Source organism: Bacteroides sp. D22, from assembly GCF_000163675.1.
GTDB lineage: Bacteria > Bacteroidota > Bacteroidia > Bacteroidales > Bacteroidaceae > Bacteroides > Bacteroides xylanisolvens.
This window is the reverse complement of sequence record NZ_GG774826.1, coordinates 1-14767: the sequence shown is the minus strand read 5'-3', so window position 1 is coordinate 14767 and position 14767 is coordinate 1. Positions and strand designations below refer to the sequence as shown.

The following is a 14767-nucleotide window of genomic DNA, read 5'->3' as shown; positions in this document are numbered from 1 at the left end:
AACAGATATGAAAAAACTGATGTATATCTTTCTTGCACTGCCTATATTGACAGGTTGTAAGGAGAAGAAAAGTACAGGAGCGATGGGAGGTATGCCAACTCCGGAAATTAGCGTGACCAAACCCATAGTGGAGGATATTACTTTGACGAAAGATTACCCGGGCTATCTGACAACTGAAAAAACGGTGAATCTTGTGGCCCGAGTGAACGGAACCTTGCAGTCTACCTCGTATGTCCCCGGCGGACGGGTGAAACAAGGACAATTGTTGTTTATCATTGAACCTACCTTATATAAAGACAAGGTGGAGCAGGCAGAAGCAGAGCTGAAAACCGCCCAGGCTCAACTGGAATATGCCCGTAATAATTATAGTCGTATGAAAGAGGCTGTAAAGAGTGATGCTGTCAGTCAGATACAGGTACTTCAGGCGGAATCGTCTGTGGCAGAAGGGGTTGCAGCTGTCAGCAATGCGGAAGCTGCTTTGAGCACCGCCCGTACAAACTTGGGATATTGTTATGTTCGTGCGCCGTTTGATGGCACTATCAGTAAGGCGACGGTAGATGTAGGAAGTTATGTAGGCGGCTCGTTGCAGCCAGTTACATTGGCTACTATTTATAAGGATAATCAGATGTATGCTTACTTCAATGTAGCTGATAATCAATGGTTGACGATGGCTATGGATAACCAACAATTACCTGCCAATCTTCCGCAGAAAATAATGGTTCAACTGGGAAAGGAGGGAACTGAAACTTATCCGGCTGCCCTCGACTATCTTTCACCCAATGTAGATTTGAATACAGGAACGCTGACGGTTCGTGCCAATTTTGATAATCCGAAAGGGATATTGAAGAGTGGGTTGTATGTAAGCATTACTTTACCTTATGGAGAAGCTAAAAATGCGGTGTTGGTGAAGGAAGGTTCTATCGGGACCGATCAGTTGGGTAAATATTTATATGTTGTAAATGATTCGAATATAGTTCATTACCGGCATATTGAAATAGGGCAGTTGGTCGACGGCACTTTACGGCAGGTAGTGGGAGGACTTTCTCCGCAAGAACAGTATGTCACAGAGGCTTTGATGAAAGTCAGAGACGGAATGAAGATAAAGCCTCTTCCTGATTCTCTTCCTAAGAGAGAAAAGTAAAGTCTCTTTGCTAACTGATTGACTAACAACTGAAATCAATAAAGGTGATGTACTTAAAACCGATTAATTAACAAAAGTAACTTTCTTGCTCCTTCTCTTTGGGAGAAGGCTGTGGAGAGGCTGCTTTTAAACCTATATATTATGTTTTCTAAGTTTTTTATCAACCGACCGATATTTGCTACTGTCCTTGCCCTGCTTATTGTAGTAGCCGGTCTGGTCACACTCAATATATTGCCTGTGGCGCAATTTCCGGAGATCACGCCGCCAACAGTGCAGGTCTCTGCCGTTTATCCCGGGGCAAATGCTGAAACTGTTGCCCAAACAGTGGGTATTCCTATCGAACAGCAGGTGAATGGTGTAGATGGTATGCTTTATATGTCTTCCAATTCTTCCTCTTCGGGAGCGTATTCTCTGACCATTACATTCGCTGTCGGTACGGACATCGATATGGCAACTGTGCAGGTACAAAACAGGGTAAGTATCGCGCAGTCATCACTGCCGGAACCGGTAGTTGTGCAAGGAGTCACTGTGCAGAAACAGTCTTCAAACATTGTGATGTTCCTGACAATGACTTCGCAGGATTCTGTATACAATAGCCTGTATCTGACTAATTATGCCAAACTGAATTTAGTAGACCAGCTGACACGTGTGCCCGGAGTGGGTGCTGTGAATGTTATGGGAGCGGGGGACTATTCGATGCGCATCTGGCTCGATCCGGAGGCTATGCGTATACGGAATATTTCACCGCAACAGGTTTATCAGTCTATCCAGTCGCAGAATGTGGAAGTATCTGCCGGATATATCGGTCAACCTATCGGGCAGGATAATAATAATGCTTTTCAGTATACATTGAATGTCCAGGGACGATTGAAATCTCCAGAACAGTTCGGCGATATTATTATCCGCCGCGAACAGAACGGAGCGATGCTTCGCCTGAAGGATATTGCACGCATCGATTTGGGTTCTGCGTCATATAGCGTAGTGTCACGATTGAATGGAAAACCTACGGCTGCCATTGCTATTTACCAGCAACCGGGTTCCAATTCGCTGGATGTCTCCAAAGGAGTGAAGGCTAAAATGGAGGAATTGGCGGCAAGTTTTCCGAAAGGAGTTTCGTATAATGTCACTTTGGATACGACCGATGTGATCCATGCTTCTATTGATGAAGTGATGGTCACATTCTTTGAAACGACTTTGCTGGTGATTCTCGTTATTTTCCTGTTCTTGCAGAATTGGAGGGCTGTGATTATTCCTTGTATTACCATCCCGGTATCGTTGATTGGTACATTTGCTGTGATGGCGGCATTTGGTTTCTCTATCAACACACTGACGTTGTTCGGGCTGATTCTGGCAGTTGCCATTGTGGTGGATGACGCGATAGTGGTGGTGGAGAATGCTTCGAGGTTACTGGAAACCGGGCAGTACTCCCCCCGCGAAGCGGTGACGAAAGCGATGGGAGAGATTACAGGTCCGATTGTCGGGGTAGTGCTTGTATTGCTGGCTGTGTTTATTCCAACGATGATGATTAGTGGAATTTCGGGGCAGTTGTATAAGCAGTTTGCATTGACTATTGCTGCTTCTACTGTGTTGAGCGGTTTTAATTCGTTGACATTGACTCCTGCGCTCTGTGCGTTGTTTCTTGAAAAGAGCAAACCTTCTAACTTCTTTATATACAAAGGTTTCAATAAGGCTTATGACAAGACACAAGGAGTGTATGACAAGATTGTCAAATGGTTACTTCAACGTCCCGGAATGGCTCTTGTTTCCTACGGTGCCTTGACTGTTATTGCTGTATTGCTCTTTATGCATTGGCCGTCTACTTTCATTCCGGACGAGGATGACGGATATTTTATTGCTGTTGTTCAACTTCCGCCTGCAGCCAGCCTTGAACGTACGCAGGCAGTGGGAGATAAGGTTAATGCAATTCTGGATTCTTATCCTGAAGTGAAGAATTATATTGGCATTTCCGGCTTCTCGATAATGGGTGGCGGCGAGCAGAGCAACTCGGCAACTTATTTTGTGGTACTGAAAAACTGGGATGAAAGGAAAGGGAAGGAGCATACGGCTGCTGCCGTAGTCAACCGTTTTAATGGTGAAGCGTATATGACTATTCAGGCTGCGGAAGTATTTGCGATGGTTCCTCCGGCTATTCCGGGACTGGGTGCTTCCGGCGGTTTGCAACTTCAGTTGGAAGACCGGCGTAACCTGGGACCGACGGAAATGCAACAAGCTATCAATGCGTTGCTTGCTTCTTATCATTCTAAGCCAGCTTTAGGATCTGTGTCCAGTCAGTATCAGGCAAATGTTCCGCAGTATTTCTTGAATATTGATCGTGATAAAGTGCAGTTTATGGGGATTGCCTTGAATGATGTTTTCTCTACATTGGGCTATTATATGGGAGCGGCTTATGTGAATGACTTTGTTGAATTCGGCCGTATCTATCAGGTAAAGATTGAGGCACGGGATCAGGCACAGCGCGTGATTGATGATGTCTTGAAACTAAGTGTGCCGAATGCGGCAGGAGAGATGGTACCTTTTTCTTCTTTCACCAAAGTGGAGGAACAGTTAGGACAGGATCAAATAAACCGTTATAATATGTACTCGACTGCTTCTCTGACTTGTAATGTTGCTCCGGGAAGTAGCACCGGGCAGGCCATACAGGAAGTGGAAGCATTATTTAAGGAACAGCTGGGAGATGAGTTTGGATATGAATGGACTTCTGTGGCTTATCAGGAAACACAGGCAGGAAATACAACTACCATTGTACTCGTGATGGCTCTAATTGTTGCTTTCCTGGTACTTGCTGCACAGTATGAGAGTTGGACCAGCCCGGTGGCAGCCGTTATCGGATTGCCGGTCGCATTATTGGGTGCTATGATTGGCTGTCTGATTATGGGAACTCCGGTCAGTATTTATACGCAAATCGGTATCATTCTGCTCATTGCGCTTTCGGCAAAGAATGGTATTTTGATTGTGGAATTTGCCCGTGATTTCCGTGCCGAAGGTAATTCGATTCGGGAAGCTGCTTTTGAAGCGGGACATGTCCGCTTGCGTCCGATCCTGATGACATCTTTTGCTTTTGTACTAGGAGTGATGCCGTTGTTGTTCGCCACCGGTGCAGGTGCACAAAGTCGTATAGCATTGGGGGCCGCTGTTGTGTTCGGTATGGCTATGAATACTTTATTGGCTACCATTTATATTCCTAATTTTTACGAATTGATGCAGAAATTGCAAGAGCGGTTCAGTAAAAAGAAAGCAGATGATGGTGACGGAAGAGATGCTGTAACGCAGAAGTAAAAAGCTGTTTGAAGACTGTCTGAAAGGGTAGTTGGTATAGTGACGCTATCTGTTCGGGATAGCGTCACCATAGTAGGCAAATAGCGTCACTATCCCCTCAGGATAGTGACGCTATTTTATTCTTGTCGGCAAGGCTGTTTTTTAAAGGCGAATACAGCAGATTATTTTATAAAGAATGGTAATCAGGAATATCCTGAAGGAACGTATAACTCTGATGTTCATAATCCATGCAGCAGCAATAATGTTGCATTCCGTTGCTGACAATCAGGTAATCTACTTTCAGTACCATATTATACCGGGTGATCTGGTCGAAAACGGCCTGTGTTATTTCAATGTGTGGTGCTTTATATTCTACAATCATCCGGGCTGATAAATCCCTCCGGTAAAGTACTGTATCGCATCGTTTGGTAGTACCGTTCAACTTCACCATTACTTCATTGGCAAGAAGGGTAGTCGGATATCCTTTGTGTGCAATAAGAAAGTGAACAAAGTGTTGCCGTACCCATTCTTCAGGGGTAAGGGCGACATATCGTTTACGAATAACGTCGAAAATTACATTTTTTCCGTTTCGTACGTTTATTTTAGTGTCGAATACTGGTAGGTTTAACGATAACATTTATTATTTTTGTAAATTAAATAATGGTTCCCATTATTGGGAGCACAAATTTAATAGATAATTATGAAAACAAAAGAAGAAATCGTAGCTAATTGGCTGCCGCGTTACACAAAACGTAACCTGGAGGATTTTGGAGAGTATATTCTGTTGACTAACTTCAACAAGTACGTTGAGATTTTCGCAAATCAGTTTAATGTTCCTATTTTAGGAAGGGACGCAAATATGATTTCTGCTTCTGCCGAAGGTATCACAATGATTAACTTCGGTATGGGAAGTCCCAACGCTGCTATCATCATGGACTTGCTGGGTGCTATTCGCCCCAAAGCATGTTTATTCCTCGGAAAATGTGGTGGTATCGACAAGAAAAACCAGCTTGGTGACTTGATTCTTCCTATTGCGGCTATCCGTGGGGAGGGAACTTCCAATGATTATTTTCCTCCCGAGGTTCCTGCGTTGCCTGCATTTATGTTGCAGCGTGCCGTTTCTTCATCCATTCGTGACAAAGGCCGCGACTATTGGACCGGTACTGTATATACCACTAACCGTCGTATTTGGGAACATGATGATGCGTTCAAAGAATATCTGACAAAGACACGGGCTATGGCAGTCGATATGGAAACTGCAACTCTGTTTAGTTGTGGCTTTGCCAATCATATTCCTACCGGTGCGTTATTATTGGTATCCGATCAGCCAATGACTCCCGATGGAGTGAAAACGGATAAAAGCGATAATTTGGTGACCAGAAATTATGTAGAAGAGCATGTTGAAATTGGCATTGCTTCTCTGCGTATGATTATTGATGAAAAGAAAACTGTTAAACACTTGAAATTCGACTGGTAATCCGGTCTTTCTGAAAAAATATATATGGCAAAACAAGAATTGACCTGTGATGACATCCTCAAGGAATTGAGAGCAAAGCAGTATCGCCCTGTCTATTACCTGATGGGAGAAGAGTCGTATTATATCGACTTGATTGCAGATTACATAACGGATAATGTGTTGAGTGAAACGGAAAAAGAATTCAACCTGACTGTTGTGTATGGTGCTGACGTGGATGTGGCAACGATTATAAATGCCGCAAAGCGTTATCCCATGATGTCAGAACATCAAGTAGTAGTCGTTAAGGAAGCACAGGCCGTGCGTAATATGGAGGAGTTGTCATATTATCTTCAAAAGCCTTTACTTTCCACTATCTTAGTGATATGCCATAAGCATGGAACTTTGGATCGTAGAAAGAAGTTAGCTGCCGAGGTGGAAAAAACGGGTGTATTGTTTGAGTCTAAAAAAATCAAAGATGCGCAACTTCCCGGTTTTATCGCTTCATATATGAAACGAAAAGGGGTTGATATGGAACCGAAGGCAACTTCTATGCTTGCTGATTTTGTAGGCTCGGATTTAAGTCGTCTGACCGGAGAACTTGAAAAGCTGATTATCACTTTACCTGCCGGACAAAAACGTGTTACTCCTGAACAGATAGAAAAGAATATCGGCATAAGCAAAGACTATAATAACTTTGAATTGCGCAGTGCTTTAGTGGAAAAGGATATATTGAAAGCGAACAAAATAATAAAATATTTTGAGGAAAATCCGAAAACAAATCCAATCCAAATGACGCTGTCTCTATTATTTAGCTTTTACTCCAACTTGATGTTGACTTATTATGCGCCGGATAAATCAGAGCAAGGAATTGCAAACATGCTAGGATTAAGAACTCCATGGCAGGCTCGGGATTATATGGCGGCAATGAGAAAATATAGTGGAGTAAAGACGATGCAAATTGTTGGAGAAATACGATATGCTGATGCAAAATCTAAAGGAGTCCAAAACAGTTCTATGACAGATGGAGATATTCTTCGCGAGCTGGTGTTTAAAATTTTGCATTAACTCGAATTAAGAATTACATATATCATCAGACATATACTTTTACCATAGATAGAAATGGGGAGTATATGTCTTTTTTATATTCCCGCAATTATACTTATCTCAAAAAGGCCTCTCACTATTTTCTGTGATTATTTTTACAAATAAAATTAGTTATTTCATCGTTTTATAGAGTTACTGTTTGGCTAATCACACAAACAGTTTTTTTAATTTTATATTGCCCTATCTTTTCAGAAAATACATTTTCATTAAATCTAAAGCTTGAATTTTTTAACGAGAAAAGTTTACTGATCCTTGAGTTTTATCAAAAAAGCATTTTAGATTTTGATGCTACCATTTTATAGTGAGAATGGAGATTTTCTCTTTTTCTAAAGCTGCCCATTAATGTCATTTTGATAGTTCAGACTATATTGGATTGTTACAGCATGATTTTTTTCTAGTTTAATAGAAATATAGATTCACTTTATTGGGCTTAAATTCTTGTATATCATTTATTTATGCGAAAAATAAGCCTTCTAGAATCGAAAAAAAATAAATATCTGGAGATTGGTACAGAAATATCGCAAGGATTTGCTTTTTAGAGAAAATTGTAAAGGATGATTAGACAAAAATAGTAATATACATTGGTAAAGTATGGGTTGATTCCTTCCTTTTATTGCTTTTGCAACTATCGATATTTACTTTTGTACATTTAGCATGTTACCAATGTGTAATGCAGGAATGTGAATTCAATACAAATGTAATCCAAAAGGATTATTCACAATAGTGTATTTGTGCGTTTACAATATTAATATTATATATACAAATGTAGTTGTATGACAATTAACAAATAAGAAATGTCCGCTTATTTTGTTGTAATTCAGTATGATATGTGTTATTACATCAATTTATACTATAAAAGCTTCTTTTAGGTGGTGTGTATATTTGTGAATAACTTTATTTTGGCTTATATGTATATCAGTTATACATCTATATATCTGCACTTTATATATATTTATTTAATTAAAGATTTATGTTTGTATTTACTGTTTTTGTTTGATATACAAACGTAATATTCGATTTGTATAGAACGGTGTATTTTTGTGATATTAATATTTTTATATTTGTAATTTGCTTTTGTGAATCTAAATATTTACCTTTGTATTATCAATGATGTAATACGTATTTTTGTGAATCAGGTGCATAACACATACAATTGTACTAAAAAGAAGGTAGTATGGAGATAAAAGACAGAATCAGAATGATAATGGAGAGAGAAAAAGTTCCTCCTAAAGTTTTTGCTAAAACAATCGGAGTACAACAATCTACTCTCTCTCATATTTTAAATGGCCGGAATAAACCCAGTTTAGATGTCATAATGAAGGTTCATCAAAAGTATGACTATGTAAATCTTGAATGGTTGCTTTATGGAGAGGGCGAAATGATGGTATCTGAAGAAGAGACATCTTTTTCTTCTTCTAATAGCGATTATCTGCCTTCTTTATTCGACGAGAATCTCATAAATTCGTCCAAAGAGCCGGCTATTCCGGAAAATCGCAAGGAAATGCCATTAAGAAACGCTGAAAATTCCCCTAAAGAGATTGTAAAACAAGAGATTAGGTATATAGAAAAGCCTGCCAGGAAAATCACGGAAATAAGAATATTTTTTGATGATAATACCTATGAGACGTTTAGGCCTGAAAAATAAAGAGTAAAATCGGTGGTTTGAGCAATTTCCTGTATCTTTGCACCCGGAATACGAATTTATACTTTTATATCCATACATGAAGAAATTTATTTTAGATCTGACAGTGACCGAGAATATCAGATTGAATGCAAACTATGTATTGCTAAAATTGACGTCTCAGTCATTACTGCCCGAAATGTTACCTGGGCAGTTTGCAGAAATCCGGGTGGACGGTTCGCCTACTACATTCTTGCGTCGTCCTATTTCTATTAATTTTGTAGATAAACAGCGAAATGAGGTCTGGTTTCTGATCCAGCTGGTTGGTGATGGAACAAGACGTCTGGCAGAGGCTAATTCTGGTGATACAATTAATGTGGTGCTTCCGCTGGGAAATGCATACACAATGCCTCAAGAGGCTTCTGATAAGCTCTTATTAGTTGGTGGAGGTGTCGGAACAGCTCCCATGTTGTATTTAGGTGAACAATTGGCTAAAAAAGGCCACAAACCTACGTTCTTGTTAGGTGCCCGTAGCGACAAAGATTTGTTGCAGCTGGAAGAGTTTGCTAAATATGGAGAGGTGTATACTACTACGGAAGATGGTAGCCATGGCGAAAAAGGATACGTAACTCAACATTCTATATTAAATAAGGTACGATTTGAGCAGATTTACACTTGTGGTCCTAAACCAATGATGGTGGCTGTGGCAAAATATGCCAAAAGTAATCAGATAGAATGTGAAGTTTCTTTGGAAAATACAATGGCTTGTGGTATCGGAGCATGCTTGTGCTGTGTGGAAAATACGACAGAAGGTCACTTGTGTGTATGTAAAGAAGGTCCTGTTTTTAATATAAATAAACTACTATGGCAGATTTGAGTGTAAACATTGGTGAATTACAAATGAAGAATCCGGTAATGACGGCATCCGGTACATTTGGATATGGTGAAGAGTTCTCTGATTTCATTGATATAACGCGAATAGGTGGTATTATTGTAAAAGGAACGACTCTTCACAAACGTGAAGGGAATCCTTATCCGCGTATGGCAGAGACTCCTTCTGGTATGTTAAACGCTGTAGGACTGCAAAATAAGGGTGTTGACTACTTCGTGGAGCATATATATCCTCGTATAAAAGACATTCAAACGAATATGATTGTAAACGTTTCGGGGTCTGCGATCGAAGATTATGTAAAAACGGCTGAAATCATTAATGAACTTGACAAAATTCCTGCTATAGAACTAAACATCTCTTGCCCCAATGTGAAGCAAGGAGGTATGGCTTTTGGTGTGTCAGCAAAAGGGGCATCAGAAGTAGTGAAAGCAGTGCGTTCTGCTTACAAAAAGACACTTATCGTAAAACTCTCCCCAAACGTTACGGATATCACCGAAATAGCTCGCGCGGCAGAAGAAAGTGGTGCAGATAGCGTGTCATTAATCAATACATTGCTGGGTATGGCGATTGATGCGGAACGTAAACGCCCTATTTTATCAACGATAACAGGAGGAATGTCGGGAGCGGCCGTAAAACCTATCGCATTGCGTATGGTGTGGCAAGTTGCTAAGGCGGTAAATATTCCTGTCATTGGTTTAGGGGGTATTATGGACTGGAGAGATGCTGTCGAATTCATGCTTGCAGGTGCAACGGCTATCCAGATTGGTACGGCAAATTTCATAGATCCTGCTGTCACTATTAAAGTGGAAGATGGTATAAATAATTACCTGGAAAGACACGGGTGTAAGTCTGTAAAGGAAATTATTGGTGCACTTGAGGTGTAATTGAAAACATACAATAACCATTCGCACTAAGTCTGCGAGAAAAATGCTATTTGTCTTTTGAATAAAGGAAGAATAAGCAGGCTGGAAACAGCGGATGAAAAATAGGTCTGTGTTTAAGATTAGCTATCAGCAAGATCTTTATAAACTGAAGGCAAAATAAAAACGACGGTGAAGATTTACATATTCTTCACCGTCGTTTTTATTTACACTTTATTTTATTCTCCCAATAAGTCGGGACGAAGTTTTCTGGTACGTTCCAGGGATTGTTGCAGTTCCCATTCTTTGATTTTTGCTTCATGACCGGATAAGAGAATATCGGGGACTTTCCAACCTTTATAATCCGCAGGTCGTGTATATACAGGTGCTGCCAGCAAATTATCCTGGAAAGAATCGGAAAGTGCGGACTGTTCATCAGAAATGACTCCGGGGATGATACGTACGATGGCGTCCGCCATCACCGCTGCTGCCAATTCTCCTCCTGTTAATACGTAATCTCCAATGCTGATTTCTTTAGTAATCAGGTGTTCTCGGATGCGGTAATCGATACCTTTGAAATGTCCGCAAAGAATAATGAGATTCTGTGCCAACGAGAGGCTGTTGGCCATCGGCTGGTTGAACTGTTCTCCGTCGGGGGTCGTGAAAATAACTTCATCGTAGTCGCGTTCTGCCTTCAGAGCATTGATGCAACGCTCGATGGGTTCTATTTTCATAACCATTCCGGCAAACCCTCCAAAAGGATAATCATCGACACGGCGATATTTATCTTCGGTATAATCACGCAGATTGTGAATATGTATCTCTGCAAGTCCTTTATCTTGAGCTCGTTTCATGATAGAACAATTGAAGAAACCTTCAATCATTTCGGGTAAAACTGTTATAATATCAATACGCATAATCTTTTAATTTTTCGCAAAAGTACAAATATTCAAAGATAAACATGTATTTTTGCCTTAAACAATCGAATAAATATGGATATAAAGGAAAAAATAGAGGAATTGCGTGCCGAACTTCACCGGCATAATTATAATTATTATGTGTTGAATGCTCCTGAAATCTCAGATAAAGAGTTTGACGACAAGATGCGTGAACTTCAGGATTTGGAACAGGCACATCCGGAATATAAAGATGAAAATTCGCCTACGATGCGTGTAGGTAGCGATTTAAACAAGAATTTCACGCAAGTGGCTCATAAATATCCTATGTTGTCATTGGCAAATACATATTCGGAAGCGGAAGTGACGGACTTCTACGACCGTGTCCGTAAGGCATTGAATGAGGATTTCGAGATTTGTTGTGAAATGAAATATGACGGTACTTCTATTTCGCTGACTTATGAAGATGGAAAGTTGGTTCGTGCCGTCACCCGTGGGGATGGAGAAAAGGGGGATGATGTGACGGATAATGTGAAAACGATCCGTTCTATTCCGCTTGTATTGCATGGTGATAATTATCCTGCTTCTTTTGAGATACGTGGAGAAATTCTTATGCCATGGGAAGTGTTTGAAGAGTTGAATCGAGAGAAAGAAGCGCGTGAAGAGCCGCTTTTTGCCAATCCGAGAAATGCGGCTTCCGGTACATTGAAGTTGCAGAATTCTTCTATTGTGGCTTCCCGCAAACTGGATGCTTATTTGTATTATTTGCTGGGTGATAACCTGCCTTGTGACGGACATTATGAAAATCTTCAGGAAGCGGCAAAATGGGGCTTTAAAATCTCTGATTTGACGCGTAAGTGCCAGACATTAGAGGAGGTTTTTGAATTTATCAATTATTGGGATGTAGAGCGTAAAAATCTGCCGGTTGCCACAGATGGGATTGTTTTAAAGGTGAATAGTTTGAGGCAGCAGAAGAATTTGGGCTTTACGGCTAAATCTCCTCGATGGGCTATTGCTTATAAATTCCAGGCAGAACGTGCGTTGACCCGTTTGAATAAGGTGACTTATCAGGTAGGAAGAACCGGAGCTGTTACACCAGTAGCTAATCTGGATCCTGTGCAGCTTTCAGGGACGGTTGTAAAACGTGCGTCCTTGCATAATGCGGATATTATCGAGGGGCTTGATTTGCATATTGGAGACATGGTTTATGTAGAAAAAGGCGGTGAAATTATTCCTAAGATTACAGGGGTTGATAAAGATGCACGTAGTTTTATGCTTGGTGAGAAGGTTCGGTTCATCGTTAATTGTCCCGAATGTGGCAGTAAACTAGTCAGATATGAAGGAGAAGCTGCTCATTATTGCCCGAATGAAACAGCGTGTCCTCCTCAAATCAAAGGCAAAATAGAGCATTTTATTAGTCGAAAGGCTATGAATATTGATGGATTAGGGCCGGAAACGGTGGATATGTTCTATCGTTTGGGATTAATTGAAAATACGGCCGACTTGTATAAACTTACAGCTGATGATATCAAAGGTTTGGATCGTATGGGTGAAAAATCGGCAGAGAATATTGTAACGGGAATTGCGCAAAGTAAAACAGTTCCTTTCGAGCGTGTAATCTTTGCTTTAGGAATCCGCTTTGTTGGTGAGACTGTGGCTAAAAAGATTGCGAAGTCGTTTGAGAATATCGATGATTTACAGCAGGCAGATCTTGAAAAATTGGTAAGTATCGATGAAATCGGAGAAAAAATAGCTCAAAGTATACTTGCTTATTTTGCTAATGAGTCTAATCGTGAGTTGGTTAACAGGCTAAAGGAGGCCGGACTACAACTTTATCGTACAGAGGAAGATTTGAGTGGATACACTGATAAGTTGGCAGGACAGTCTATTGTTATCAGTGGTGTGTTTATCCATCACTCGCGTGACGAATATAAGGAACTTATCGAGAAAAACGGAGGGAAAAATGTTGGAAGCATTTCCGCGAAAACGAGTTTTATATTGGCTGGAGATAATATGGGACCTGCAAAGCTCGAAAAAGTAAAAAAACTTGGAATAACCATATTAAGCGAAGACGAATTTCTGAAACTTATATCGTAAGATAAGAAAAATATTCGTACTTTTGCGGCTAAATAAATTAGAGATTATAATTAAAACTCATGATACAGACTAAATTGAAAGGAATGGGGGTAGCACTGATTACTCCTTTCAAAGAGGATGAGAGCGTTGACTATGACGCGTTGATGCGTATGGTGGACTATCTATTGCAGAATAATGCGGATTTCTTGTGTGTGCTGGGAACTACAGCTGAAACACCGACTCTGACCGAGGAAGAAAAGAAAACCATAAAAAAGATGGTAATTGACCGCGTTAACGGAAGAATTCCTATTCTGTTGGGTGTAGGTGGTAATAATACTCGCGCTATTATAGAAACATTGAAAAACGATGATTTTACAGGGGTTGATGCTATATTGTCTGTGGTGCCGTATTATAATAAACCTTCTCAAGAAGGTATTTATCAGCATTATAAAGCGATTGCGGAAGCTACGGAGCTCCCTATCGTATTGTATAATGTTCCGGGACGTACGGGAGTAAATATGACTGCTGAAACTACGTTGCGGATTGCCCGTGATTTCAATAATGTAGTTGCTATTAAAGAAGCATCCGGCAATATCACGCAAATGGATGATATTATTAAAAATAAACCGGAAAATTTTAATGTAATCTCTGGAGATGATGGTATCACCTTTCCTCTCATAACATTGGGAGCTGTTGGCGTGATTTCGGTAATTGGTAATGCTTTTCCTCGTGAATTTAGTCGCATGACACGTTTGGCGCTTCAAGGAGACTTTGCCAATGCGTTGACTATTCATCATCGATTTACGGAATTATTTAACCTGTTATTTGTCGATGGAAATCCGGCAGGCGTAAAATCAATGTTAAATGCGATGGGGATGATTGAAAATAAGCTTCGTTTGCCGCTGGTTCCTACTCGTATTACTACATTTGAAGCAATACGCAAGGTTCTGAATGAATTAAATATTAAATGCTGAAAAAAGATGGACTCTTGACTAGTTCATAATAAACATCGAAGTGTTTAAAATAAATATCCCAATGATTAAATTCAATCATTGGGATATTTATTTTAAATCAGCCTATGATTTTTTTATTTTTATTCTCCCCTTCATCTTTCTTCTGAATAGCCTATGAATAAGGAATTTAGAGATGAAGGAGCTTCTTAAAAGCTGTTGTTTGTTGGTAAGCGTCTCCGCGATTCTATATAGTTTGCTAAAATAAAAAGGCTAATGCTCCCTTTTTATCCATTAGCCTTTTCCCATCTGTCAGGAAGCAGTTCCCTGTATTTTTCAAGTGGTGTGTTCGGTTGCCATTCAGCTGTTCTGTTTATCACATCCGTGAGATACTCAAATAGATTCACTTTATGCATCCTACAGGTGAGTGCTATCGTGTAGAGTATGGCGCCTCGTTCGGCTCCCTTATGGCTGCCGAAGAACAATGAGTTTTTT

12 protein-coding genes are annotated in these 14767 nt (G+C 40.3%); 9 read left to right on the top strand and 3 right to left on the bottom strand.

The window, feature by feature from the left end; all coding sequences use genetic code 11:
• Positions 1-7: 7 nt before the first annotated feature.
• Both HMPREF0106_RS02555 and HMPREF0106_RS02560 read left to right on the top strand, forming a co-directional pair.
• A complete protein-coding gene (locus tag HMPREF0106_RS02555) occupies positions 8-1141 on the top strand; it encodes an efflux RND transporter periplasmic adaptor subunit (RefSeq protein WP_015531120.1) in 1134 nt (377 codons plus the stop codon).
• A 141-nt stretch (positions 1142-1282) separates the two neighbouring features.
• Positions 1283-4438: an efflux RND transporter permease subunit gene (locus HMPREF0106_RS02560; RefSeq protein ID WP_009041043.1), complete on the top strand. Its 3156-nt coding sequence runs from the start codon at positions 1283-1285 to the stop codon at positions 4436-4438.
• A gap of 166 nt (positions 4439-4604) precedes the next feature.
• Here the strand turns inward: HMPREF0106_RS02560 and HMPREF0106_RS02565 are convergent, their stop codons facing one another.
• Positions 4605-5054, bottom strand: coding sequence for a type I restriction enzyme HsdR N-terminal domain-containing protein (locus HMPREF0106_RS02565; RefSeq protein WP_009041042.1), 450 nt, complete (start codon positions 5052-5054; stop codon positions 4605-4607).
• A gap of 63 nt (positions 5055-5117) precedes the next feature.
• On the opposite strand from HMPREF0106_RS02565, the gene HMPREF0106_RS02570 reads away from it, so the two are divergent.
• From HMPREF0106_RS02570 to HMPREF0106_RS02590, 5 genes are all read left to right on the top strand, one after another.
• Positions 5118-5894, top strand: a complete 777-nt coding sequence (locus HMPREF0106_RS02570) for an AMP nucleosidase (protein ID WP_004312914.1) — start codon at positions 5118-5120, stop codon at positions 5892-5894.
• 24 nt (positions 5895-5918) lie between these two features.
• Positions 5919-6938: a DNA polymerase III subunit delta gene (gene holA, locus HMPREF0106_RS02575; protein ID WP_004312915.1), complete on the top strand. Its 1020-nt coding sequence runs from the start codon at positions 5919-5921 to the stop codon at positions 6936-6938.
• A gap of 1213 nt (positions 6939-8151) precedes the next feature.
• Positions 8152-8622, top strand: coding sequence for a helix-turn-helix domain-containing protein (locus HMPREF0106_RS02580; protein ID WP_009041041.1), 471 nt, complete (start codon positions 8152-8154; stop codon positions 8620-8622).
• Positions 8623-8698: 76 nt separating this feature from the next.
• On the top strand, positions 8699-9475 hold the full coding sequence (locus tag HMPREF0106_RS02585; RefSeq protein ID WP_004312917.1) for a dihydroorotate dehydrogenase electron transfer subunit: 777 nt from the start codon (positions 8699-8701) through the stop codon (positions 9473-9475).
• Positions 9463-10374 (top strand): dihydroorotate dehydrogenase, encoded by a 912-nt coding sequence (locus HMPREF0106_RS02590; RefSeq protein ID WP_004312918.1) that lies wholly within the window; start codon positions 9463-9465, stop codon positions 10372-10374. Before HMPREF0106_RS02585 ends, HMPREF0106_RS02590 begins: the two co-directional genes overlap by 13 nt.
• Before the next feature lie 215 nt (positions 10375-10589).
• On the opposite strand, the gene trmD is transcribed toward HMPREF0106_RS02590, so the two are convergent.
• A complete protein-coding gene (gene trmD / locus HMPREF0106_RS02595) occupies positions 10590-11267 on the bottom strand; it encodes a tRNA (guanosine(37)-N1)-methyltransferase TrmD (protein WP_004312919.1) in 678 nt (225 codons plus the stop codon).
• Between the two features lie 75 nt (positions 11268-11342).
• Here trmD and ligA point away from each other — a divergent pair, with 75 nt between their 5' ends.
• Positions 11343-13343 carry an NAD-dependent DNA ligase LigA gene (gene ligA, locus HMPREF0106_RS02600; protein WP_009041040.1) on the top strand — a complete coding sequence of 667 codons (2001 nt, stop codon included), beginning with the start codon at positions 11343-11345 and terminating at the stop codon, positions 13341-13343.
• Between the two features lie 59 nt (positions 13344-13402).
• On the top strand, positions 13403-14296 hold the full coding sequence (gene dapA, locus HMPREF0106_RS02605) for a 4-hydroxy-tetrahydrodipicolinate synthase (RefSeq protein WP_009041039.1): 894 nt from the start codon (positions 13403-13405) through the stop codon (positions 14294-14296).
• Between the two features lie 263 nt (positions 14297-14559).
• Here dapA and HMPREF0106_RS0125250 read toward each other — a convergent pair.
• A partial coding sequence (locus tag HMPREF0106_RS0125250) for a transposase domain-containing protein (RefSeq protein WP_032851628.1) occupies positions 14560-14767 on the bottom strand: 208 nt, incomplete at its 5' end.

Coding starts and splice junctions, on each gene's coding strand:
- HMPREF0106_RS02590 (WP_004312918.1), top strand. CDS start 9,463: ATGGCAGATTTGAGTGTAAACATTGGTGAATTACAAATGAAGAATCCG.
- dapA (WP_009041039.1), top strand. CDS start 13,403: ATGATACAGACTAAATTGAAAGGAATGGGGGTAGCACTGATTACTCCT.
- HMPREF0106_RS02585 (WP_004312917.1), top strand. CDS start 8,699: ATGAAGAAATTTATTTTAGATCTGACAGTGACCGAGAATATCAGATTG.
- HMPREF0106_RS02570 (WP_004312914.1), top strand. CDS start 5,118: ATGAAAACAAAAGAAGAAATCGTAGCTAATTGGCTGCCGCGTTACACA.
- HMPREF0106_RS02555 (WP_015531120.1), top strand. CDS start 8: ATGAAAAAACTGATGTATATCTTTCTTGCACTGCCTATATTGACAGGT.
- HMPREF0106_RS02580 (WP_009041041.1), top strand. CDS start 8,152: ATGGAGATAAAAGACAGAATCAGAATGATAATGGAGAGAGAAAAAGTT.
- trmD (WP_004312919.1), bottom strand. CDS start 11,267: ATGCGTATTGATATTATAACAGTTTTACCCGAAATGATTGAAGGTTTC.
- HMPREF0106_RS02560 (WP_009041043.1), top strand. CDS start 1,283: ATGTTTTCTAAGTTTTTTATCAACCGACCGATATTTGCTACTGTCCTT.
- holA (WP_004312915.1), top strand. CDS start 5,919: ATGGCAAAACAAGAATTGACCTGTGATGACATCCTCAAGGAATTGAGA.
- HMPREF0106_RS02565 (WP_009041042.1), bottom strand. CDS start 5,054: ATGTTATCGTTAAACCTACCAGTATTCGACACTAAAATAAACGTACGA.
- ligA (WP_009041040.1), top strand. CDS start 11,343: ATGGATATAAAGGAAAAAATAGAGGAATTGCGTGCCGAACTTCACCGG.